Genomic DNA, 22861 nt, shown 5'->3' with positions numbered 1-22861 from the left:
TATTTGACTCCACCCGCACAGCGGGTGGTTTTGAGGCACGCGCGTTTTCCGCGCGTACCAGGCTAAAGCCTGCACAATAAAAAAATCGCACCACCCATCAAAATGGGCAGTGCGATTTGAGAAAACGTCGATTAGGCTTCTTTGTTGTCGTCGTCTGAATCATCAGAAGATGGTTCGGAGTATGGCTTGTCGTCTTCAGTTTTTTCTTCTTCAGCTTTTGGTGCAGCAGCAGGCGCAGCTGGTTCTGCGACAGTGCGAATGGCACTTAAGTTGAAGGTTAAGAAAATGCCGTCTAAGTCCAAGTCAACCGTACCGTTGGCAGTGTCGATGCTATCGATCACACCATGCAAACCACCGATAGTGACAACCTTGTCGCCTTTTTTCATGGCGTTTAACATTTCTTGACGTTTTTGTTGTTGTTTCTTTTGGGGACGCATCATGCCAAAGTACATGAAGGCAAACATAACGACCACTAAAATGATCATGGAATAGCTACTACTCAATGTGGGCACCTCGTTTAATTTTTATTCATTCCATACTGTAACAGATTTTCACTTGTCTTGCCAATGCGACTTTAGGACTAGAAAGACTTCGCATTCGGCTTGTTGTAGCCATATTGTTCGAAAAAGGCTTCGCGGAAGTCTAACAATTGGTCATTGGCGATGGCTTCACGCACTTGTTGCATCAAGTGTAACAAGAAATATAAATTGTGATAACTGGTCAACCGAATCCCAAACGCTTCGTCAGTATGGATCAAATGACGAATATAGGCGCGGGTGTAGTTGCGGCAGGTGTAGCAATCACAATTAGGATCCAGCGGTGTGAAGTCGCGGGCGTATTTCGCATTTTTAATGACGACCCGACCATTTGACGTCATCGTTGTGCCATTGCGAGCGATCCGCGTTGGCAAGACGCAATCAAACATATCGATCCCGCGCATTGCCCCATCGATCAAAGCATCAGGCGAGCCGACCCCCATCAAGTAACGGGGTTTGTGTTCTGGTAACAGCGGCGTGGTGAATTCTAAGACATGATTCATTTCTTCTTTGGATTCGCCGACTGATAACCCACCGATGGAATAGCCTGGGAAGTCTAAGCTGACCAAATCGCGAGCAGATTGTTGCCGCAAATCTTTAAAGCCGGCGCCTTGAACAATGCCAAATAACGCTTGCCAATCAGGATTTTTATGCGCTTTTAACCCGCGTTCTGCCCAACGACTGGTGCGCGCAACCGATTTGGCGACATAATCATAGCTTTCAAAAAATGGTGGACATTCATCAAAACTCATCATGATGTCAGGGCCAAGGGCATTTTCAATGGCGATCGCTTTTTCTGGGGATAAGAACATTTTAGAACCGTCTAAATGGTTCTTGAAATGGACCCCTTCTTCTTGAATATCGCGCAGTTCTGCTAAGGAGAACACTTGGAAACCACCAGAATCGGTTAAGATCCCTTTGTCCCAGTTCATAAATTTGTGTAGCCCACCGGCTTGTTCGACAATGTCTTCGCCAGGGCGCAACCACAAGTGATAAGTGTTTGCCAAAATCACCCCGGCACCCATCGCATCAAGTTCTTCAGGGGCCATGGTTTTCACTGATGCCAAGGTGCCCACAGGCATAAACATTGGCGTTGGGAACGTCCCATGCGGCGTGACTAATTCGCCTAAGCGCGCGCCAGTATGCTTGTCGACGTGTTTGAGATGATACGTTACTGCAGGTTCCATAAAGCCTCCGTTGATTTAATGAGCGACATTGCGAAATACGGTTGTTCTGGTGATTTGAAATTGGGACTCCAGCTGGCTCGCCGCTGCATAGTGAGGGTCCTCGGAAAAGCTAACTTGATCCGTCGCTCTGCTCCGTTTCAAGTGGATCTTTTCCTGCGGCTTTGCCTAAGCGGTAAACCGCTAAGGCAAATCTCACTATGCAGCGACGGCCAGCTTCCGTCCCAATTTCAAATCACTGCCACGTTTTTTACCTCAAAGCGGTTTTAGGAGTGAAAACGACTCACAATCGCTTGGGGTATTGCTGAATAGAATTGATGACGGCGTGGCGTCAATCCATCTTACCACGAACATGGGAAGACAACAAAAGGCCGAGATCGGCCTTTTGCACAAAATTACTTGTGAATATACATCGCATCGCCGAAGCTAAAGAAGCGATAACGTTCTTGAACCGCATGAGCATAGGCGTTGAGAATGTTCTCGCGACCGGTGAACGATGCAACTAACATGACCAACGTGGACTTTGGTAAGTGGAAGTTGGTGATGAAAGCATCAACCACGCGCCATTGATAGCCTGGCTTGATGAAAATATCAGTCCAGCCACTTGAAGGTTTGATTTCACCATCAAACTTGGTGCCGATGGTTTCAAGGGTCCGAATAGAAGTCGTCCCAGTGGCAATGATCTTACCACCGTTTTTGCGCACTTCATTTAAGGTATCGGCAGCTTCTTGGGAGAAACGGTAGAATTCACTGTGCATTTTGTGATCTTCGATGTTGGAAACGGAAACTGGACGGAAAGTCCCGAGGCCAACATGCAACGTTAAGTAAACGAGCTTGGCACCTTTGTCTTGCGCCTTTTGCAGCAATTCTTCAGTCCAGTGCAACCCAGCAGTTGGCGCAGCGGCAGAACCGACTTCTTTGGCGTAAACCGTTTGATACATTTCAGGATCGTCAAGCTTTTCTTTGATGTAAGGCGGCAGTGGCGTTTCACCAAGTTTGTCTAAGATCTCCATGAAAATGCCATCGTAATGAAATTCGATGATCCGGCCGCCATGTTCAAGTTCTTCCATGACTGTCGCTTTGAGCAAGCCGTCACCAAATTCGATTTCGGTGCCAACAGGGGCTTTGCGAGCAGGCTTCATCAAGGTTTCCCACTTATCGCCTTCAGTGTTGTGCAACAACAACACTTCCATGTGCGCGCCAGTATCAGGCTTGACGCCATATAAACGGGCAGGCATCACGCGGGTATCGTTCATCACGATCGCGTCACCTGGTTCGATGTAGTCGAGGATGTCATAGAAATGACGATCTTCAGTGGCGCCAGTTTCCGCATTTAACACCAACATACGGCTGGCATCGCGTTCTTTTAATGGGGTTTGGGCGATTAATTCATGAGGCAGATCATAGTCAAAATCTTCGGTTGTTAACACAGTTGTTCCTCCTGAGAAACTTTATTTTTTCGTCAAATACGGCATATCCAAATGGGCAAAACCTGCAGGCGTCACCATGCGTCCGCGCGGCGTGCGTTTTAAAAAGCCGATTTGTAGCAAATACGGTTCGTACATTTCTTCAATGGTGGCAGTTTCTTCACCAATGTTGGCAGCGATCGTCGCCAACCCCACCGGTCCACCATCATAGTCGCGGATCATCATCATGAGCATTTTGCGATCGATTTGATCTAAGCCGCGTTCGTCGACTTGCAATTGATCAAGGGCATGATCGACCAGTTCAACGGTGACAGTGTCGGCTTCTGCAACATCAGCGAAATCGCGGATCCGCTTGAGCAAGCGATTGGCGATCCGCGGCGTGCCACGTGACCGCAATGCCAATGCTTGCGCTGATGCCAATGGTAGGGTCATATTGAAAATGCCGGCAGTGCGCTGAACGATTTGCGTGAGTTCTTCAGGGGTGTAATACGCCATATGCGCGGTGATCCCAAAGCGATCACGCAAAGGCGCAGACAACATCCCTGCTCGCGTGGTGGCGCCGACTAAGGTGAATGGTGGCAATGGGAAGTGGACTGGATGAGCAGTGGGCCCTTGACCCACAACAATATCAATATAGAAGTCTTCCATTGCAGAGTACAGCATTTCTTCAACAATTTTAGGCAAACGATGAATTTCATCAATAAATAAAACATCACCAGCTTGTAATTCGTTGAGTAACGCCACCAAGTCGCCTGGCTTTTCGATCGCCGGCCCTGAAGTGCTGCGAATGTGGACGCCGAGTTCATTGGCGATCACTAACGCTAAGGTTGTTTTCCCTAAACCAGGTGGGCCATACAACAACACATGATCTAAGGCTTCTTCGCGTTTTTTGGCGGCTTGGATATAAACGGATAATTGATGTTTAACTGCCGTTTGCCCGATATAATCAGCGAGCAACTGCGGCCGCAAAGAACGTTCGATCGGATCTTCTTGCGGTTGTCCATGTTGATCGACGATGCGCTCGTCTGCCATATGACCCCTCCTTTTATTGACTTAATAATGATAACCCTAAGCGCATGTATGCGTCAGTGGTTTTTGCACTAGAATTTTCTAATTGACCGGCAAGTTTATCGACTGCTTTTTGCGGATAACCCAAGGCGACCAAAGCGGCTAAGGCATCTGCTAATTGGGCATTGTCTGGTTGTTGCGGCAATAATTCTTGCAACAGCGGCCCTGGGGCATCGATTTTGCCTTTGAGATCCAAAATAATTTGTTGGGCGGTTTTTTTGCCGATGCCTGGGAATTTCGTCAAAAAGCGCACGTCATCTTGCGCGATCGCATTCGCTAAGCCTTCAGTCGACGCATTGGCAAGGATCGCTAACGCGGACTTTGGACCGATGCCAGTCACGCTGAGCAATTGATTGAAGGTTTGTTTTTCATTGGCGTCAGCAAAGCCATACATGCTTTGATCATTGTCGCGAATGATCAACTGCACGTAAACCGTCACCTCTTGACCTTCTTCAAATTGATAGGGATTGGCCACTAACAGGCGATAGCCGATGCCATTGACATTGATCACGATAAAACTAGGCGTCACGGCGGCGATGCGCCCTTGCATAAATTCGTACATGGGATTCCTTTCATGAGTACATGTGTTCGGTTTATTCTACCATAATTCCAAAGCCTACCCAACAAATCAGACTTGCGCCGCATTTCAAACTTTCATGAGCTTGCTAAACTAAACTTAATGAGTCGCAGGCGTTGATTTGAAAGGGTGAATTTGGGTGCAAACAACGACTTCACGAAAATTGATCAATCTCGGCACGGTTGCCATGTTAGCCGTCAGTATCGGGTTGTGTGCGTATTGGTATCACTTAGGCGTCTTTCACGATCTCAACAGCATGCAAGGCTTTTTAAGTGGAGTCGGCATCGTGGGTCCCTTGGTGTTTATCGCCATTCAAATCATTCAAGTGGTCATCCCCATTATTCCTGGTGGGATCTCCACCGCCGCTGGGGTCTTGTTGTTTGGCCCATGGGCAGGATTTGCTTACAACTACATCGGCATTTGTATCGGGTCGATCATTAACTTTTGGTTGGCGCGACATTACGGCGTCAATTTCATTCATTATGTCGTCAGTGAATCGGTGTTTGATAAATACCAACGTTACACCAAAAATCAAAATAAATTCGATTGGTTCTTTGCCATTGCGATCGTCGCCCCAGTCGCACCAGATGATGTCTTGTGTTTAATGGCTGGGATGACGCATATGTCGTTTAAAAAGTTCTTCTGGATCATTATCTTAGGCAAACCGATCACCATTGCCGCATATTCTTGGGCGTTAGTCACTGGCGCGCATTGGTTGACCCAACTGTTTTAACGCAGAAAACGGACATCTTCTTGGATGTCCGTTTTTTGATGACGTCGCGCTTTACCAAGCAACGCAAAGACCTGCTCTAGGCTACTCGGATGGCTAAGTGCGCTTGGCGTTACTCTGGAATTACAACATACGGGCTAAGGTGCTGATCGGCAACCCCATCACATTGTAGTAATCACCGACAATGCCTTTGACAAGCAGTGCTCCTTGGCCTTGAATGCCATAGGCCCCAGCTTTATCGCGATATTCTCCGCAAGCCAAGTAGTTGCGGATCTCCTGATCTGTCAGCGGCCAGAATTCTACGGCTGTAGTCACCACTTGCAACTTTTCAGCGCCATCAGCTTTGCGGACGAACACCCCAGTGTGGACGTGATGGACTTGTCCTGATAACTCGCGCAACATCGCAAATGCTGCGGCTTCATCTGCGGGCTTGCCGAGCAAGTCGTCGCCATACGCCACCATGGTGTCTGCGGCGATCACGGTGGCATCAGGATGTAACGCCGATACTGCGCGACCTTTGGCTTGGGCTAAGGTTTGCACATAAGTCGCAGGCGCAGACATTGGTAGCGCGCGTTCATCAATTTGCGCAGGTTCCACTTCAAAGTCTTTGGTAATGCGCTGCAACAATTCCACCCGACGTGGCGATTGACTGGCTAAGATCAACATTAGAAATCCTCCGTGGTGTGGGAATCTTGAATCCGTTTGAACATTTTCTCCAAATCAGTATTGGAAAAATGGACCAACACTGGCCGACCATGTGGGCAATTAAAGGGATTTTCACATTGGGCAAGCTTCACCAACAACGCTTGCGCTTGTTGCCCGTCGAGATGGTGATTGGCTTTGATGGCACGTTTACAACTCATCATGATCGCGGTTTTCTCACGGAAAGCCGCTACTGTTAAATGACCATCTTTTAACACCCAATCCACCATTTCGCGAATGGTATCTTCTTCTTGACCCGCTTTAAACCACGTTGGGTGTTGGCGAACAATAAACGTGTTTTGACCGAAGTCTTCTAAATACAACCCGAGACTTTCAAGGGTTTCATGGGCTGCTTTAATCGCGATCGCATCGCTCGCCGGATAATCTAAAACGATCGGCACCAGCAAACGTTGCAAGTCAGTGGCCACCTCACCGATTTTTTGGCGGTAGTATTCGTAATTCACCCGCTCTTGGGCCGCGTGTTGATCCAATAAATACAACCCATCAGGATCTTCCGCTAATAAATAAGTGCCATGGACTTGCGCTAAGTAACGCAGATCAGGGAAACGTTTCGTCGGCTCAGGCCGCGATAAATCAGGTTCTGCGTCAGCGGTAGCCTCGTCATGGGCATATTTTTCGTCCCACTGGGCTAAACGCGTGCGATCTTTAAAAATCGGAGTCCCATCAAGATCCGCCATTGATTTCCCAAAAGCTGGCACAGCTTCAGTTGCTTGCGGTTGCGGCGTTGAGGTTGAACGCACCGGTTGCGGCGTCGGTTGAACTGCCGAAGCACTCACCTGTGGACTCGGCTGCGGCGTCGGCACGTCAAACTGACGTTGCACATCATTGAGGGTTTGCGTCAATTGTTCCATATTCACCGCCGGACGTTGCCGTAAATTATGCAACGCTTCTGGGATCAGATTTTCTGAGCTGAGGCGAGCCTTAATGGTTTGCGTCAATAAGCGCGCTAATTGATCTTCTTTGCTCAACCGCACTTCTTGTTTGGTCGGATGGACATTGACATCAACAAGCAACGGCGCCATTTCAATATTCACCACTGCGATCGGGTAGCGCCCCACCATCAACTTACTGCCATAGCCTGCGATAATGGCTTTGGTCAGTTGATAGTTTTTGATGTAGCGACCGTTGATCATTAAACTCAAATAATTGCGAGAAGCGCGGGTGGTATCTGGCAAAGAGAAGTAGCCTGAGATCTTGAAGTCATCATCTTCGCCTTCAAAGCTCAACATTCCTTTGGCGGTGGCCACACCGTAAATACCAGCAAGGGTTTGTTGCAAGTCGCCGTGACCGGCAGTTTTTAACACCATTTTATCTTGATGGCGCAAACTAAAGGCAATTTCTGGATGGGCTAAGGCTAAACGGTTGACGATATCGACGATTTTCCCAAGTTCAGTGGCTTGCGATTTCACATACTTCAACCGCGCTGGCGTATTGAAAAATAAATCGCGCACCGTGATCTGGGTGCCTTTGCGACTGCCCGCTTTTTCAATGTTTTCCATTTTCCCGCCGACAATATGGGCGATGGTGCCAAGACCTGATGCTGTCGCCGTTTCTAACGTGACATCAGCAACTGCAGCGATCGACGCTAAGGCTTCACCACGAAACCCTAGCGAATGCACATTAAATAAATCCTTCACCGTGAGGATCTTGCTGGTGGCATGCGGCAAAAACGCCGTGGGCACATCTTCTTCATCGATCCCCATGCCGTTATCGAGCACTTGGATCATGGTGATGCCAGCGTCTTTTAAGTTGATGTCGATTTGCGAAGATTTGGCATCAATACTATTTTCCACCAGTTCTTTGACGACACTGGCAGGTCGTTCGATGACTTCCCCTGCTGCAATTTGATTGCTTAACGTCGGAGAAAGTTGATGGATTTTTGGCATAAGCTCACTTCTTCTTTAATTGCTTTTGTAAGTCATACAACAAGTTCATCGCATCCATTGGCGTGGCGGTCATTAAATCAAAGTCCCGCAACTTCTTTTCAACGCGGGATGGGCCTTGGTGGACCGGCTCTGGTTCAAACAAACTTAACTGTGCCTCAGGTTCTGCGACTTGCGCTTCCGGTTCTGGTTGTACTGAAGCAGTCGGTTTGGCCCCTCCTGCTTCCAGCGTTTGTAAAATGGTATCCGCTCGCTTCAACAAGCTATCAGGCAACCCGGCAAGTTTGGCAACATGGATCCCGTAAGATTTATCTGCAGGGCCTGGCAACATTTTGTGTAAAAACACTAAGGTACCTTTGTCTTCAACAGCGCCGACATGGACGTTTTCCAGTTTGTCTAAGCTATCCGATAAGCTGGTCAGTTCATGGTAGTGGGTGGAAAACAAGGTCTTAGCATGGACATGATCATGCAAATATTCAATGATCGCTTGCGCTAATGCCATGCCGTCATAAGTCGCGGTACCGCGACCGATTTCATCAAATAAAATCAACGAACTCGCAGTGGCATGTTGTAAAGCAGCGTCGGCTTCCATCATTTCCACCATGAACGTCGATTGGCCTTGTGCTAAGTTGTCCGCCGCGCCAATGCGAGTGAAGATCTGATCAAACACTGGGAGTTCGGCACTATCTGCTGGGACAAAGCACCCTGCTTGCGCCATGATCACGATCAACGCGAATTGACGCATATAAGTCGACTTCCCTGACATGTTTGGCCCAGTGATCAACAACATATCCGTATCATGATCCATGATCACGTCATTGGGAATGTATTGTTGAGTGCCTAACACTTGTTCCACCACCGGATGACGACCGCCGTGAACGGCAACATCATGGCCTTTTGAAGACATTTGCGGGCGGACATAGTGATTGTTTTCAGATACTGTCGCAAAGCCTTGCAACACATCTAAGCTTGCGATCAATCCAGCGAGTTTCTGCAACCGGGCGATTTGCGCTTTAACTTGTTCGCGAATTTCTTGGAATAAGTCATATTCCAAACCTGCCGCAGATTCTTGGGCCGTTAACATCAACGCCGCTTTTTCTTTGAGTTCTGGCGTGGTGAAGCGCTCAGCGTTGGTCAACGTCATTTTCCGCTCGTAGCGCGCTTCTGGCACTTTGTCTAAACTGCCATTAGGAACGGAGATGAACCACCCGGCAGCGCTAGTGTTGTTGACTTTCAGCGTGCGAATGCCAGTGAGTTCACGTTCGCGAGCTTCCAGTTCAGCCATCCACTTCTTCCCGTTAAGGTTGGTATCGCGATAGTCGTCAAGTTGTTGGTTGTACCCGGCTAAAATGACGCCACCATCAGTGATCGACAATTTAGGATCAGGATCAATGGAACGGCGAATCAAGTCAGCCACATCGCTGACAGGGTCGAGTTGTTTGCGCATATCCGCAAACGCGCCATCATCCAATTGATCAAGAATGGCTTGAATGCTAGGGATCTGATCTAATGACGTTTGCAATTGAATCAAGTCGCGGCCGTTAACATTGCCATAAGCCACCCGGCCAGCTAAACGTTCCAAGTCATACACTTGCGTCAAGCTTTGTTGGAGTTCACTGCGTTCAAAATAGTGATCGAGTAAATCTTGGACTTGGTCTTGGCGCGCATTGATCGCTTTGAGATCAAGTAATGGCCGGTCTAACCATTGCTTCAACAAACGTCCACCCATTGCGGTTTTGGTTTGATCAACTACCGCTAACAACGTATCGGCTTTGCGGCCTGTGCGGGAGTTTTTCAAAATGTCTAAGTTGACGCGAGCATCCATATCCATATCGAGATATTGAGAAGGCTGATAAGCTACCGCTTTTTGAATATGGGCGAGGCTGCGTTTTTGGGTGGTGAGCAAATATTGCATCAACATCACCACCACTTGCACTTCGTGGGCGTCTTCTAGGTCTTGGCTGACATAGCTCGCTTCAGCACTTGGAGTGGTCACTTGTTGCGGTGATAATAACCGGTCTTGGCCTAGCCACTGGGCATCGGCATCGTTTAAATCTGTTGGCACCACGATTTCTTTGGTGTTTAAAGCGGCGAGTTCATTTTGAACGGCGAATTTGTTGCGCAAACGCGAGACTTTCAATTCACCAGTCGACAAATCAGTGTAGGCAAAACCATAGTCGTTGCCAGTTGGCAGCACGGCTGACAAGTAGTTGTTTTCCGTTGCCCGGCCTGGCTTCACATCTAAAATGGTCCCAGGCGTGATCAATTGCGTGACTTCGCGTTTGACCATGCCGACTGCTTTGCGCGGATCTTCGACTTGTTCGCACAACGCGACTTTGTAGCCTTGGTCGACTAAGGTTTCGATCGGCGCTTGCACCGCGTGATGCGGCACCCCACACATCGGGATCGCATGGTCAGTGTTTTTGCTGCGATAGGTCAATTTCAACTCAAGGATGCGAGCGCCTTTGATCGCGTCGTCGTTATATAATTCAAAAAAATCCCCAACGCGGTAGAACAAAAAGGCATCAGGGTATTGATCCTTGATGGCCTGGTATTGTTGCATCATTGGTGTCGTTTGCGTCTTGCGTGGCATGCTTTCACCCATCCTTAAAATATCTGCATCTATTGTAGCATTAAACCAAACCTTGCGCATGACCTCCTGAAGTTGGGCATGACATGTTTCCTGCCGCCATCAGGCGACAGTGGGCTAGCTCCGTTGCGGTCGTTTGAAGCAGTGGTCTCCAGTCGTCTCGTTACTGCATAATGAGGGCCCTCGGGGAAGCTAGTCTGGATGTCTCGCTGCGCTCGCCACCAGCCGGATCTTCCCCTGCGGCTTTCCGTAAGCGACAAGTCGCTAACGGAAATCTCACTATGCAGTAACGGACGCCTTCCGACCACTTCTTCAAACGACCTTCACTGCGCTAGCCCACTGTCACCTGATTGCTACGAAACACGTGATTCCAGAGAACGATGTAATATCTCGACTGATGAATGACGTCGCAATCTCTGCGTCTGTATCTTAAGCTAGGAACATCAACGAAGAAAATCTGTGAACGGAGATAAAAAGTCTGGAGGCGGGATAGCATCAGCCGTGGGCCTCTTTGCGAGTTAGCTTCGACGAGCGTCATTGCTCTACTACGGTCGCCATATCTATCCCGCCGGAAGGATTTTTGTCGGAGCCCACAGATTTTCGTGCCGGAGGTAAGTTGTTGTCACTAGCCGGAAGATCAAAAACGCCTGCCGAAAAATCTCGACAGGCGCGTGGTGAATCAGCGTTTCAAATGGTAACTGTAAGTGGCAATGATGACATTTTCGCGAGAAGCAAACGCGGTGCGTAAGCGCACGTTGGTTTGGTTATGCAAAATGTTTTGCCAAGGTTTCTTTGGCACAAATTGTGGGATCAATACCGTGGTAGTGAAGTTACGTTTGGCGGCATTTTTGGCGATGATGTCGACAAAACGGATCGTTGGTCCTGTGATCGAGCGATATGAAGAATGCACATCGACGAAGCGGACATCTGGGAAGTCGCGTTTGAATTCGTCTTGCGTTTCGTGTTCCTTGTTGGGATTTTCATCCATGGACACATGCATCGCGATCACATAATCACCGATGGTTTGCGCGTAGTTCAAGGCCCCGCGCGTCACCCGCGTCACGTTGCCGACTAACACGATCACTGTGGAACCAGAATATTCATGTTTGGCAATTTCTTCTGGCAACCGCAATTGCGCCGCGACCATTTGATAATGGGTGTGAATTTTCCAGAACACCACGATCAACAATGGCATGATAATGAAAAATGGCCAAATGTCAGGCAACCGGTAAACAAACAAGATCACTAAGATCGCAAATGAGATCAACGCGCCAGAGAAGTTGGCGATCGATTTCCCGATCCAGCCTTTTTCAGTGGTATGACGCTTCCACCAGTGACGGATCATCCCAGATTGCGACAAAGTAAATGGAATGAACACCCCAACGGCATACAACGGGATCAAACGTTCCGTTGAGCCTTGGAACAAAGTGATCAATAAACCTGAGCCGATCGCTAAGGTCAAGATCCCGTTGGAATAGCCTAAACGATCGCCGCGGTCCATATACATATGGGGCAAATATTTATCTTTGGCTAAGTTATAAGCCAAAACTGGGAAAGCGGAGAACCCAGTGTTAGCGGCAACGGCTAAGATCAACGCCGTGGCAAACTGGATCACATAATACATGATGCCGCCGTTACCAAAAGTTTTGGCAGCGACTTGGGATAATACCGTGACTTTGGCAACCGGCACAATGCCGTACCAGTAGTTTAAGAAAGTAATGCCAGCAAAGAAGAAGCCTAAAATTGCCGCCATGATGGCTAACGTGGAAGCCGCGTTGTGTTCACGAGGCTTTTTGAAAAATGGGACCGCGTTAGAAATCGCTTCGACCCCAGTTAACGAACTGGACCCACTCGAAAACGCGCGGAAGATCAACGCTGCAGAAATGCCAGGTACCACCCCGCCGACTACTTGCGTCGCATGAAATGGGATCTGACCGGTGAGGATCTGATAAAAGCCCCACACGATCATCGCGGTGATCGACACCACGAACAAGTAAACTGGGATCATTAAGAAGTTGGCGGATTCACTCATCCCTCGCAAATTCATCAACGCTAACACGACGATGATCACGATGGAAATGGCCACTTGATGCCCGTATAATGCCGGGATCGCAGAGGTGATGGCTTCAGCCCCAGCAGAAGTGGAAACCGCCACGGTCAACATGTAGTCGATCAACAGCGACCCACCGGCAGCTAAGCCAGCATTTTGGCCGAGGTTTTCAGAAGCGACCACATAAGCGCCACCACCTGATGGGTAGGCGTGAATGATCTGGCGATAAGATAACGTCAACGCCAACAGTAAAATCAGCACAAAAGCTGCGATCGGCAAGGAATACCAAATCGCCGCTGCTGATAACGTGGTCAAGACCAAAACAATTTGTTCAGTCCCGTACGCCACAGAAGACAAAGCGTCGCTAGAAAGCATGGCCAAAGCTTTGAACTTCCCAAGCTTTTGGCCACCTTCTTCGTTAGACTTAAGGGGTTTCCCCACTAAGAAGCGTTTTAAATGAGGCATGTCGTTTCTCCATTTTCAAAAAATCAAACAGAAGCTATTCTAGCGCACCAGTTTCTGAAAAGCTACAAAGACTTTGTGCGCAATCTAAAATCCTGACGCATGATATCGCTAAAATGATAATTCACTGAATAATTCGCGGTGATCCCTGTGAAATTTCAGAAAATCGCCATATCGTCGCAATACAGATGAACAAGGCGTTGCGGTCGCTGATTCAGTCCGTCGCCAACGTCATTTGAAATTGGGCGGAAGCTGGCCAGTGCGACGTGGTGAGAATATCGTTAGCGATTTATCGCTTATGATATTCCGCAGGGAAAGATCCGGCGAGTGGGGAGCGAAGCGACACACCTCGGCTAGACAATCCCTTGGACCCTCTCCACGTCGCGCCGGCCAGCTGGAGTCCCAATTTCAAATGCCCGCCTGCGTGCGCAAAAAAATCCTGCTCCGTTGCACTGCGCAAAAAAATCCTGCTCCCCAACAAGGTTGGTTCGACGGGATTATTTTGCGGTTACGCGTTCGCCAATTCAATGATCACGATGTCTTTGAATGGTAATTTCCGCTTCGCGCTGGCTTCAACTGTGGCTTTGGCTTCATCGTCGATTTTTAGTTGCGCCTTTTGTTCAGGGGTAAACAACTTGTCGACGATAAAATCAATTTCAGCTTGTTTGATCTGGCGAGTTTCTTGCGTCAAGATCACATCAGTTTTACTGAAGCCTTCTACGTAATGCACATGGACTGAACCTAAAGTGTACAACCGGAACGTTTTAACCGTGCCGTTGTGTTGACCGAATAAGTAGCGCATGGTGTATGGCAACATTTTATGCAAACTCGCATTCAAGCGAATGGGATTTTCAATCAGTTTCATCGAATCACTCCTTTAAATTAATTGTAGCACAACCCTACGACCAACTGGGATCTGCAGAGCTTTGGGATTGGTTGAGCAACGACAATAACGTCAATAACTCAGTCGGCACGTTGTAGTCGCGGGTATAGATCACATGCGAGATCCGCCGAGAAAAAACGCCGATGCCAATGGGTGATACTTTGCCTTGTTGATACTCTTTGGTAAAACTGACCAACAATGCTTGAACTTGCGGCCAAGCCTTGGTCACTGATACCGCAGCAGTTAAGGCTGCAAGCACTTGAATATCTGGTTTTTGGTGTTTGAACATCGCGTCTTCCCCCCATCCAACAATTCGTTGGTATGCCGTCAATATACACCCTACGCCCTTGTCAGCGCAAACAAAACGACTTTTAACTACCGTGACTGTCGCAAATCGGGGTGTCAAGTTTTCACCTGGAAAATAAAAGTTTCAAATCTTAGAAACACATATACCAATATAACGTCAGTTGCTATAATTACACTTTATTTATAAAGAATAGTTAGTGTCACGATACAAAACCTTTACAATAAAATGCTGGACTTTAATTTTTTATGGTGTTATCTTGTAAGCGGTATCGAGGAGGAAGGGGCGGCTAAGGCTACGTCGTCAGTATTACTTCGCAACGAGGGGAAGTGCCTCGCAAACCGAGGAAGAGCGATCCGCAGTCAGGTGAGGTGACTCTAATGGCTGGCTCTCTGATACCAGAGTGCCGGTACTGAAGTGTCTCGTTTGGTGGACGCAAACCAGGTATACGCGGAAGTACTGCCTCATGGCGACATGAGAAGCAGGTGAAGCCTGTAAGTAAACGGCAATGCAGAGCTTATTAGCGATCAAAGCGGCTAAGGTACAATAAGCCAAGGCTACGCAGACACCCACCTGATACTTAATAGCGATATGAACGTAATCGGATATTGAAATCCACGAAATTAGCCCTAGTTTCGTGGATTTTGTGTTGTCTTCGTAGCTATTCAGATGGTTAGCGTTGATCTTGCTGCCACATTGCTTTCCCACTGTCGCTAAATATAAATAAATACATTTTCTCGTGAAATCGGATATGAACTACTGCATTGAAAATAACACCTTATTTTCAACACAAAAAATCCGGGATCACCTGCAACTTGCAGATGATACCGGATCATTTTTTATCTGATCATATGATCAGCTAGATTACATCATACCGCCCATGCCTGCAGCTGGGTTAGCAGGTGCAGCAGGTGCGTTTTCATCAGGCTTGTCAGCAACGACTGCTTCAGTGGTCAACATCAAAGCCGCAACGGAAGCAGCGTTTTGCAAAGCAGAACGGGTTACCTTAGTTGGGTCGATGATCCCAGCTTCAGCCATATCTTCCCACTTATCAGTGGCAGCGTTGTAACCAAAGCCAACGTCTTCTTTCTTCATCCGATCAACAATGACGGAGCCTTCCAAACCAGCGTTAACAGCGATTTGGCGAACAGGTTCTTCCAAAGCACGCAGCACGATGTTGATCCCAGTTTGAACGTCGCCTTCTTCTTTCAAAGCAGCAACGGCATCGATGGTGTCAACTAAGGCAACACCACCACCAGCAACATAACCTTCTTCAACGGCAGCGCGAGTGGCATTCAACGCATCTTCAATGCGGTACTTGCGTTCTTTAAGTTCCGTTTCAGTGGCAGCGCCGACTTTGATGACCGCAACACCGCCGGCTAACTTAGCCAAACGTTCTTGCAACTTTTCACGGTCAAAGTCAGATGTGGTTTCAGCAATTTGCTTGCGGATGATTGCAACACGTTCGTCGATGGCAGCCTTGTCGCCGGCGCCTTCAACGATCGTGGTCTTGTCCTTGGTGATGGTAACCTTGTTGGCAGTCCCTAATTGTTCCAACTTGGTGTCTTTAAGATCTAAGCCAAGGTCGGAAGTGATCACCGTACCACCAGTCAAAGTAGCGATATCTTGGAGTTGTTCCTTACGACGATCGCCAAAGCCTGGGGCCTTAACAGCAACGACATTGAACGTCCCACGGATCTTGTTTAAGACCAAGGTTGGGAGAGCTTCGCCATCAACATCATCAGCAATGATCAACAAAGCCTTACCTTGTTGGACGATTTCTTGTAACAATGGCAAAACGTCTTGAATGTTGGAGATCTTCTTGTCAGTGATCAAGATGTATGGGTTGTCGAGATCGGCTTCCATCTTGTCGTTATCAGTGACCATGTATTGAGACAAGTAGCCGCGATCAAATTGCATCCCTTTGACCACATCAGATTCCGTCTTGATCCCTTTAGATTCTTCAATGGTGATGACACCGTCGTTACCAACTTTTTCCATGGCGTCGGCGATCAATTCACCAACTTCAGTGGAAGCACTGGAAACAGAAGCAACTTGGGCGATTTCCTTTTTACCAGAAACAGTGTGGGAGATCTTGTGTAATTGATCAACCGCAGCGTCAGTGGCCAATTCGATCCCACGACGGATGCCAACAGGGTTAGCGCCGGCAGTGACGTTCTTCATGCCTTCGCGGATAATAGCTTGGGCTAAAACCGTGGCAGTGGTAGTACCATCACCAGCAATATCGTTAGTCTTGGTTGCGACTTCAGCAACTAACTTGGCACCCATGTTTTCGTAGTGATCTTCAAGTTCGATGCCTTTGGCGATAGTCACACCATCGTTGGTGATTTCAGGAGCACCGTAAGACTTTTCCAACACCACGTTGCGGCCTTTAGGACCAAGGGTGGTTTTAACTGTGTCAGCCAGCTTGTCGACACCGGCAAGCATCGAACGACGAGCGTCTTCAGAGAACTTAATTTCTTTTGCCATGTGTATTTTTCACCTCATAAATTTTTTTTCAAAAAGTTTTAGTCAACGATGGCCATCAAGTCTTTTTCGTGCAAGACCAAATACTTTTCACCGTTGTTCTTCACTTCAGAACCTGCATACTTGTCATAAACCACGACATCGCCGACTTTGACGCTAGGGGCTAACACTTTACCTTCTGGTGTGCGTTCGCCTGCACCGACAGCTACGACTTTACCGGATTGAGGCTTTTCTTTCGCGTTGTTGGCTAACACGATCCCACCAACAGTCTGTTCTTCTTCTTCAACAACTTGAACGATGACGCGATCTCCTAATGGCTTTAACAAGGCAATCCCTCCATAAACATTTGTTTTTTTATTTATTTAGCACTCTACATTCCTAAGTGCTAACCACAACTGCTACTATAACTAGTTTTAAGTTAGAATGCAAGTGTTTTGTAGCAATCTTCCTTCGAGAGTGCTAATTTTCGATTTTCTTAAAAAAATGGTTGTGACTTTCAATGAGGCCCCTACCCGCGGTACACTAGGGATAATATAAAGGAGGGCGACCATGCAAACGCGTAGTTCTCGCCGGCAACAACCTCATTCAAAAAAGCCTTGGCTCAAGTGGCTATGGCTGGTGTTAGCCGTCGCAATTTTCTCAGCAGGTGCTTATGGCCTGAGATTGTACAGCCAAGCCAAATATGCCATCGACAGTACTTATTCCGGCTTAAAAACTCAAAAAGTCGCCACCGACATTGCCAATAAGAAACCTTTTGCCGCTTTGTTGCTCGGGGTGGACACTGGGGCTTTCGGGCGGACTTATAAAGGTAACTCCGATACCATGATCATTGCCGTGGTCAATCCGAAGAAACACACCACTAAAATGGTGTCGATCCCACGGGACACCGTCGCCCAGTTGATCGGCACCAAATCGTTCAACATGCAAAAAATCAACGCCGCTTATAACGTCGGCGGCTCAGACATGGCGATCAACACCGTATCCAAGTTAGTGAATGTCCCGATCAAGTACTACTTGACCGTGAACATGGGCGCTTTGGAGAAAGTCGTCGATGCTGTCGGCGGTATCGATGTCAATGTGCCTTTCTCCTTTAAAGACGCATATTCTGGGAACTTCCAATTCACCAAAGGCAAAATGCATCTCTCTGGTAAATATGCATTAGCTTATGCGCGGATGCGCCATGAAGATCCTCAAGGCGATTACGGTCGCCAGCAACGTCAACAACAAGTGATCAAAGCGATTTTGAAAAAAGCGGTATCCTTCAGCAGTTTGACCAACTTCACCAAATTGCTCAACACCGTTTCTTCCAATATTCAAACCAACTTGACCTTTGACGACATGCAAAGTATTTTCATGAATTATCGCTCCGCCGCCAAAACCGTCACCACCGGCACCTTGCAAGGGCAAGCCGCTAGCGTTTATTCCAGCTTGTACGGCAGCTACTTAGATTATCAAGTGCCTTCCACTGATGAAATGCAAAAAGTCTCTGACGAATTACGCGCGGCGCTTGGGTTGAAGTCTGAAACCATCAACAACGAAAACGTCAAAGAAAATGCCGCCAACAGCGGCTTCTCTTGGAACACCAATGTCGATCAAACTTACACGATTTACAATCCAGATCTGTAAGCGACAAATAGGGCCCAGCGCCAACGCGCTGCGCCCTATTTGTTTGTGAATTACCGTCACTGATGTATCGTCTCAAGTCATCGATATCAGACGAAACAACGCTAAAAGCGATATCATTTAATACAACATCGCGTTTTCTGTACTACTGAATTTCACCGATCAAAATCGATTGCACAAAACGAGTGATCGCCAACCATCTTGTCGAATAGGCCGAAAATTCTGCACAATTAGCCTATTTTGTTTGCTCATTCTTACACCAATAAGTGATTTCATCGTCGCGTTTGTTGAAGCAACGCGCCTCGGATGGCTCTGGAATCAAAAAAAGCCAGTCGCTGCGCCTCAAAATTGAGGTCAACGACTGGCTAATGGTTTTATTGTTCGTCTGTTTCTTGCAACGTTGGCCCGTAATGTTCCAAGAAGTAGATCAAGGTTTGCAATTCGGTGGCAAGATCAACATTTTGGACACGGACGTAATTTGGAACTGAGATCCGCAGTGGCGTGAAGTTCATGATCCCTTTGATCCCAGCTTTCACCAGTTCATCGGTGATGGCTTGCGCCGCATCAGTCGGTACCGTTAAAATCACGATTTCGATTTGTTGTTCTTTGAGTTGCTTGACCAACTCGGTCATCGGATAAATCGGGACACTACTTTGAATGGTGCCAGCAATGTCTGGGTTGACGTCAAAGCCAGCAGAAATGCGAATATTGTTGGCTTGGCGGAAGTTGTAGTTCAGTAACGCATGGCCGAGATTCCCGACCCCCACTAAGGCGACGTTAGTCAGGCGATCTTGATTCAAGATCTTTTTGAAGAAGGTGATCAATGACTGAACGTCATAACCATAGCCTCGTTTCCCTAATGCGCCAAAATATGAAAAGTCACGACGGATCGTGGCGCTATCGACTTTAACCGCCTCTGATAACTCTGTCGAGCTGACTTTGGTGGTACCTGAATTCGCTAAAAACGTCAAATACCGGTAATATAAGGGTAGACGCTTTGCGGTCGCTTTTGGAATGATCGTTTCTGCCATTGGGTGCTGTACCTCCTACAATTTGTTCAGCATTGCGCGAAGCTTTTGTGAATCAGCGTTCATGCTTTCCATTCGATAGTAACCGCTTTGCGCAGCTAACGCAAGCAAATCAGCTGCTTTGCGCAAAAAAATTCACAACCATCAATAAAACAGTATCTATGAATGTGTTATATTGTTACCAAGAACATTGAAGAAAAGGATGACATCACTGTGATTATTATGCAGGCCCAACAAGTCGGGCGGACCTTTGACGGTAACGACTTGTTTACTGGGATCAACCTCGAAGTGCAAACCGGCTCTCGCGTCGGCTTAGTCGGCCCTAACGGTATCGGCAAAACCACTTTGCTTGAGATCCTTGCTGGGATCAACCCACCAGACTATGGTCAAGTGACCACCAGCAAAAATGTTTCCATCGGTTATTTGGCCCAAGACTCAGGTCTTGATTCCAACCGCACCATTTTTGCGGAAATGCTAACGATCTTCGAACCGCTGATCGCCATGGAAAAACGAATGCACGACTTAGAAGCGCAAATCGCCGATCCTAAGCTTGCAGAAAACCAAGACCAATACGATCAAGTCATGAAGCAATATGATCAGATCCAACATGACTTCCAAGCCCAAAACGGTTATGGCTATCAAGCGGAGATCCGCTCAGTCTTACATGGTTTTCAATTTGACGACACCACTTATGACAAGCCGATCGGTAATTTATCTGGTGGCGAACGCTCTCGCTTAGCTTTAGCAAAGTTATTGCTGGAACATCACGACTTGATCATTTTAGATGAACCGACGAACCATTTGGACATCGACACCTTGACGTGGTTAGAAGGTTACTTGAAAACATACCCTGGCGCGATTCTCACCGTCAGCCATGACCAATACTTCTTAGATCATGTGGTCACTGAACTTTACGAACTGACCCCTTCTAAGTCGATTCACTACAAAACCAACTACTCTGGCTACCTCAAGCAAAAAGCCGACAACTTAGCTTTAGCTTGGAAAGCTTACGAAAAACAACAAGAAGAAATTCACAAGTTGCAAGATTTCGTCGACAAAAACATTGTCCGTGCCTCGTCGACGAAACAAGCCCAAGCCCGTCGCAAACAACTGGAGAAAATGGATGTCCTCGCCAAGCCTCAAGGCCGCGAGAAAACCGTGCACTTCCGCTTTACCCCAGAAACGACTAGCGGCAATGAAGTGTTAAAAGTACAAGATGCCACTGTTGGCTACGAAGCTGATCAACCAATGGCCGGCCCGATCAACTTCCAAGTGAATAAAGGCGATCGCATTGCCATTATCGGACAAAACGGCGTCGGAAAATCGACATTATTGAAATCAGTCCTCGGACAAATTCCTTTTTTGAAAGGACAAGCACAATTCGGCACCAACGTCACCACGGGGTACTACGATCAGGACCAACATCAATTGCATTGGAACAAATCGGTGCTTGATGAAATCTGGGATGATCACCCGACGATGCCAGAACAAGCAGTACGCTCTGCATTAGCCGCCTTCTTGTTTGACGCTGATGACATCACCAAAACTGTCGCTGATCTTTCAGGCGGTCAAAAAGCCCGTTTGGAATTGACGAAGCTCTCATTGAAACATGACAACTTCTTAGTGTTAGACGAACCGACTAACCACTTGGACATCAATTCCAAAGAAGTGTTGGAATCTGCACTGGCAGACTTTGAAGGCACCGTGTTGTTCGTGTCACATGACCGTTACTTCATTAATGAACTGGCCACCAGCATTGTTGAAATCGAACCTGAAGGCGGCACCATGTTCTTAGGGAACTGGGATTACTACCAAGAGAAATTGCTGGAAAAGCAAGCTGAACAAGCAGAAGTTGCCGCTGCCGCAGAACCAGAAGTTGCCGCAGCGCCAACTGCCGCCAAAAACTATCAACAATCTAAAGATCAACAACGCGCCCAACGCAAACTCGAACGCGAAGTCGCAAAGCTTGAAGCCGAAATGGAAAGCCTGGATCAACAAGTCTCTGACTTACAAGAGCAAATGACGGCGCCTGAAGTCCTCAGCGACTATGTCAAAATGCAAGAGCTCCAAACCCAACTCGACGCACTGAATGAAAAAGCCAGTGCTGCAGAAGACGCTTGGGAACAAGCGTCGCTACAACTAGAAGAATTCGAATAAATTTCGCAACAAACGAGCCACCTTTCAATCGATGTGATTGAAAGGTGGCTCGTTTTGCTTCTTTAATGTTGACGGGTGATCACTTCAACTCGACGAATCGCTTGGGCGACAGCCGCTGCACTGGTATCAACTGGGATCAAATGCATTGTGGTACTAGGATCTGCAGCATATTCAGCCAGTTGGTCAACGCGTTGGTCGACAGCCCCTAACCCCAGAGTTTCAAAGTTTGTTGGCACGCCTAGCGTCCGATAAAATGGGAGCAATTTGATGATTTCAGTTTCGTGATGCTCCAAAGCTAATTGCACCAAGATCCCATATCCGACTTTGTGTCCATGCAATAATTTCACGGTTTCAGGAAATTCGCACAAGGCATCATGAATGGAATGTGCGCCTGTGGCTCTGGCGTATTCATCCCCCCAACCACCGACAGTCCCAGCCGTGACGATCACGGTTTCAGCAACGGTTTGCCAAGTATGTGTCAACTGACCGGCTTGCATATCCTTGACCGCTTGAATCGCTGAATCTAACAAGATCTGCCGACATAGCTTTGCCGATTGTTGCGATAAGGTCAAGGCCACGGTGTAATCCTCTGGTTGCAATTGGTCAAAAATCAATTCCGATTCATAATACTTGGCCAAGGTGTCGGCGATCCCAGCGATAAAGTAGTCGATCGGTGAATGCAAGATCACTTGCGGCTCAAACAACAACAAATTGGCCGTTTCATTGTACACTTTAAAGTCGTCATGCGACCCATCTTCATGATAATGCACACTCAAAGCTGACCAAGGGGCACAATTGCTGGCAAGCGTTGGGATAAACACCGTGTATAGTGGTGTCCCAGTGGCCACACTTTTGGCGGTGTCCAACACTTTGCCGCCACCTAAGGCGATCACCGCATCGACATGATGTTGCTCGGCGATGGCTTTGATCCGATCGATTTCAACGTAGCTACACTCACCACCAAACAGCACATCAGTCACTTCAAATTCTGCTGTCAAATCTGGTAAATAAGGTTTTGCCGCCTTCAGTGAACGAGTCCCATGCAAAAATAAGACGCGTTTGACCTTTAAACTATGCAAAAATTCAGGTAATTCTTGATATGCCCCAGGCGCAGCAATATAGCGTTGAGGTCCTGGTTGTGACATCATG

18 protein-coding genes are annotated in these 22861 nt (G+C 47.7%); 3 read left to right on the top strand and 15 right to left on the bottom strand.

The features are described from left to right. Nucleotides 1-131: 131 nt before the first annotated feature. The 5 genes from yajC to ruvA form a co-directional block, all read right to left on the bottom strand. On the bottom strand, nucleotides 132-503 hold the full coding sequence (gene yajC / locus EKM92_RS11520) for a preprotein translocase subunit YajC (RefSeq protein WP_125710931.1): 372 nt from the start codon (nucleotides 501-503) through the stop codon (nucleotides 132-134). A 77-nt stretch (nucleotides 504-580) separates the two neighbouring features. Continuing rightward, nucleotides 581-1723, bottom strand: a complete 1143-nt coding sequence (gene tgt, locus EKM92_RS11515) for a tRNA guanosine(34) transglycosylase Tgt (RefSeq protein ID WP_125710929.1) — start codon at nucleotides 1721-1723, stop codon at nucleotides 581-583. A gap of 392 nt (nucleotides 1724-2115) precedes the next feature. Next, nucleotides 2116-3150 (bottom strand): tRNA preQ1(34) S-adenosylmethionine ribosyltransferase-isomerase QueA, encoded by a 1035-nt coding sequence (queA, locus tag EKM92_RS11510; protein WP_125710928.1) that lies wholly within the window; start codon nucleotides 3148-3150, stop codon nucleotides 2116-2118. A gap of 21 nt (nucleotides 3151-3171) precedes the next feature. Further along, a complete protein-coding gene (ruvB, locus tag EKM92_RS11505) occupies nucleotides 3172-4179 on the bottom strand; it encodes a Holliday junction branch migration DNA helicase RuvB (protein WP_125710925.1) in 1008 nt (335 codons plus the stop codon). Nucleotides 4180-4192: 13 nt separating this feature from the next. After that, nucleotides 4193-4777 (bottom strand): Holliday junction branch migration protein RuvA, encoded by a 585-nt coding sequence (ruvA, locus tag EKM92_RS11500; RefSeq protein ID WP_125710923.1) that lies wholly within the window; start codon nucleotides 4775-4777, stop codon nucleotides 4193-4195. 154 nt (nucleotides 4778-4931) lie between these two features. On the opposite strand from ruvA, the gene EKM92_RS11495 reads away from it, so the two are divergent. Further along, nucleotides 4932-5525 (top strand): TVP38/TMEM64 family protein, encoded by a 594-nt coding sequence (locus tag EKM92_RS11495; RefSeq protein ID WP_420812587.1) that lies wholly within the window; start codon nucleotides 4932-4934, stop codon nucleotides 5523-5525. A gap of 120 nt (nucleotides 5526-5645) precedes the next feature. On the opposite strand, the gene EKM92_RS11490 is transcribed toward EKM92_RS11495, so the two are convergent. The 8 genes from EKM92_RS11490 to groES all read right to left on the bottom strand — a co-directional run bounded on the left by EKM92_RS11490 (nucleotide 5646) and on the right by groES (nucleotide 17230). Next, nucleotides 5646-6188, bottom strand: a complete 543-nt coding sequence (locus tag EKM92_RS11490; RefSeq protein WP_125710921.1) for a Maf family protein — start codon at nucleotides 6186-6188, stop codon at nucleotides 5646-5648. Then, a complete protein-coding gene (gene mutL / locus EKM92_RS11485; protein ID WP_125710919.1) occupies nucleotides 6188-8131 on the bottom strand; it encodes a DNA mismatch repair endonuclease MutL in 1944 nt (647 codons plus the stop codon). The genes EKM92_RS11490 and mutL overlap by 1 nt, the downstream gene beginning before the upstream one ends. A 4-nt stretch (nucleotides 8132-8135) precedes the next feature. Beyond that, on the bottom strand, nucleotides 8136-10721 hold the full coding sequence (gene mutS / locus EKM92_RS11480) for a DNA mismatch repair protein MutS (protein ID WP_125710917.1): 2586 nt from the start codon (nucleotides 10719-10721) through the stop codon (nucleotides 8136-8138). Nucleotides 10722-11397: 676 nt separating this feature from the next. Next, nucleotides 11398-13233 (bottom strand): APC family permease, encoded by a 1836-nt coding sequence (locus tag EKM92_RS11475; RefSeq protein ID WP_125710915.1) that lies wholly within the window; start codon nucleotides 13231-13233, stop codon nucleotides 11398-11400. Nucleotides 13234-13738: 505 nt separating this feature from the next. Beyond that, nucleotides 13739-14095, bottom strand: a complete 357-nt coding sequence (locus EKM92_RS11470; protein WP_125710913.1) for a DUF1827 family protein — start codon at nucleotides 14093-14095, stop codon at nucleotides 13739-13741. Between the two features lie 34 nt (nucleotides 14096-14129). Beyond that, nucleotides 14130-14402: a hypothetical protein gene (locus tag EKM92_RS11465; protein ID WP_125710911.1), complete on the bottom strand. Its 273-nt coding sequence runs from the start codon at nucleotides 14400-14402 to the stop codon at nucleotides 14130-14132. 879 nt (nucleotides 14403-15281) lie between these two features. Next, nucleotides 15282-16907 (bottom strand): chaperonin GroEL, encoded by a 1626-nt coding sequence (gene groL, locus EKM92_RS11460; protein WP_125710909.1) that lies wholly within the window; start codon nucleotides 16905-16907, stop codon nucleotides 15282-15284. Between the two features lie 38 nt (nucleotides 16908-16945). After that, the gene (gene groES / locus EKM92_RS11455) at nucleotides 16946-17230 is read right to left on the bottom strand and encodes a co-chaperone GroES (RefSeq protein ID WP_054714622.1); all 285 of its coding nucleotides are present in this window, start codon (nucleotides 17228-17230) and stop codon (nucleotides 16946-16948) included. A gap of 223 nt (nucleotides 17231-17453) precedes the next feature. Between groES and EKM92_RS11450 the strand changes: the two genes are divergently transcribed. After that, on the top strand, nucleotides 17454-18530 hold the full coding sequence (locus EKM92_RS11450; RefSeq protein ID WP_125710907.1) for an LCP family glycopolymer transferase: 1077 nt from the start codon (nucleotides 17454-17456) through the stop codon (nucleotides 18528-18530). A 371-nt stretch (nucleotides 18531-18901) separates the two neighbouring features. Here EKM92_RS11450 and EKM92_RS11445 read toward each other — a convergent pair whose 3' ends face one another. Next, on the bottom strand, nucleotides 18902-19558 hold the full coding sequence (locus EKM92_RS11445) for a redox-sensing transcriptional repressor Rex (RefSeq protein WP_125710905.1): 657 nt from the start codon (nucleotides 19556-19558) through the stop codon (nucleotides 18902-18904). A gap of 210 nt (nucleotides 19559-19768) precedes the next feature. On the opposite strand from EKM92_RS11445, the gene EKM92_RS11440 reads away from it, so the two are divergent. Next, entirely contained in the window at nucleotides 19769-21712 is a 1944-nt protein-coding gene (locus EKM92_RS11440; RefSeq protein ID WP_125710937.1) for an ABC-F family ATP-binding cassette domain-containing protein, read from the top strand. A 62-nt stretch (nucleotides 21713-21774) separates the two neighbouring features. Here EKM92_RS11440 and EKM92_RS11435 read toward each other — a convergent pair whose 3' ends face one another. Beyond that, on the bottom strand, nucleotides 21775-22860 hold the full coding sequence (locus EKM92_RS11435; protein ID WP_125710903.1) for an iron-containing alcohol dehydrogenase family protein: 1086 nt from the start codon (nucleotides 22858-22860) through the stop codon (nucleotides 21775-21777). Nucleotide 22861: the final 1 nt, after the last annotated feature.

It is taken from the genome of Lacticaseibacillus porcinae (assembly GCF_003946305.1).
GTDB classification, from domain to species: domain Bacteria; phylum Bacillota; class Bacilli; order Lactobacillales; family Lactobacillaceae; genus Lacticaseibacillus; species Lacticaseibacillus porcinae.
Note: the sequence above shows the minus strand (reverse complement) of the source record. Positions and strands in the feature narration are given on the sequence as shown.

Coding starts and splice junctions, on each gene's coding strand:
- mutL (WP_125710919.1), bottom strand. CDS start 8,131: ATGCCAAAAATCCATCAACTTTCTCCGACGTTAAGCAATCAAATTGCA.
- ruvB (WP_125710925.1), bottom strand. CDS start 4,179: ATGGCAGACGAGCGCATCGTCGATCAACATGGACAACCGCAAGAAGAT.
- EKM92_RS11490 (WP_125710921.1), bottom strand. CDS start 6,188: ATGTTGATCTTAGCCAGTCAATCGCCACGTCGGGTGGAATTGTTGCAG.
- tgt (WP_125710929.1), bottom strand. CDS start 1,723: ATGGAACCTGCAGTAACGTATCATCTCAAACACGTCGACAAGCATACT.
- EKM92_RS11470 (WP_125710913.1), bottom strand. CDS start 14,095: ATGAAACTGATTGAAAATCCCATTCGCTTGAATGCGAGTTTGCATAAA.
- EKM92_RS11450 (WP_125710907.1), top strand. CDS start 17,454: ATGCAAACGCGTAGTTCTCGCCGGCAACAACCTCATTCAAAAAAGCCT.
- EKM92_RS11465 (WP_125710911.1), bottom strand. CDS start 14,402: ATGTTCAAACACCAAAAACCAGATATTCAAGTGCTTGCAGCCTTAACT.
- ruvA (WP_125710923.1), bottom strand. CDS start 4,777: ATGTACGAATTTATGCAAGGGCGCATCGCCGCCGTGACGCCTAGTTTT.
- EKM92_RS11435 (WP_125710903.1), bottom strand. CDS start 22,860: ATGATGTCACAACCAGGACCTCAACGCTATATTGCTGCGCCTGGGGCA.
- EKM92_RS11445 (WP_125710905.1), bottom strand. CDS start 19,558: ATGGCAGAAACGATCATTCCAAAAGCGACCGCAAAGCGTCTACCCTTA.
- mutS (WP_125710917.1), bottom strand. CDS start 10,721: ATGCCACGCAAGACGCAAACGACACCAATGATGCAACAATACCAGGCC.
- EKM92_RS11475 (WP_125710915.1), bottom strand. CDS start 13,233: ATGCCTCATTTAAAACGCTTCTTAGTGGGGAAACCCCTTAAGTCTAAC.
- groL (WP_125710909.1), bottom strand. CDS start 16,907: ATGGCAAAAGAAATTAAGTTCTCTGAAGACGCTCGTCGTTCGATGCTT.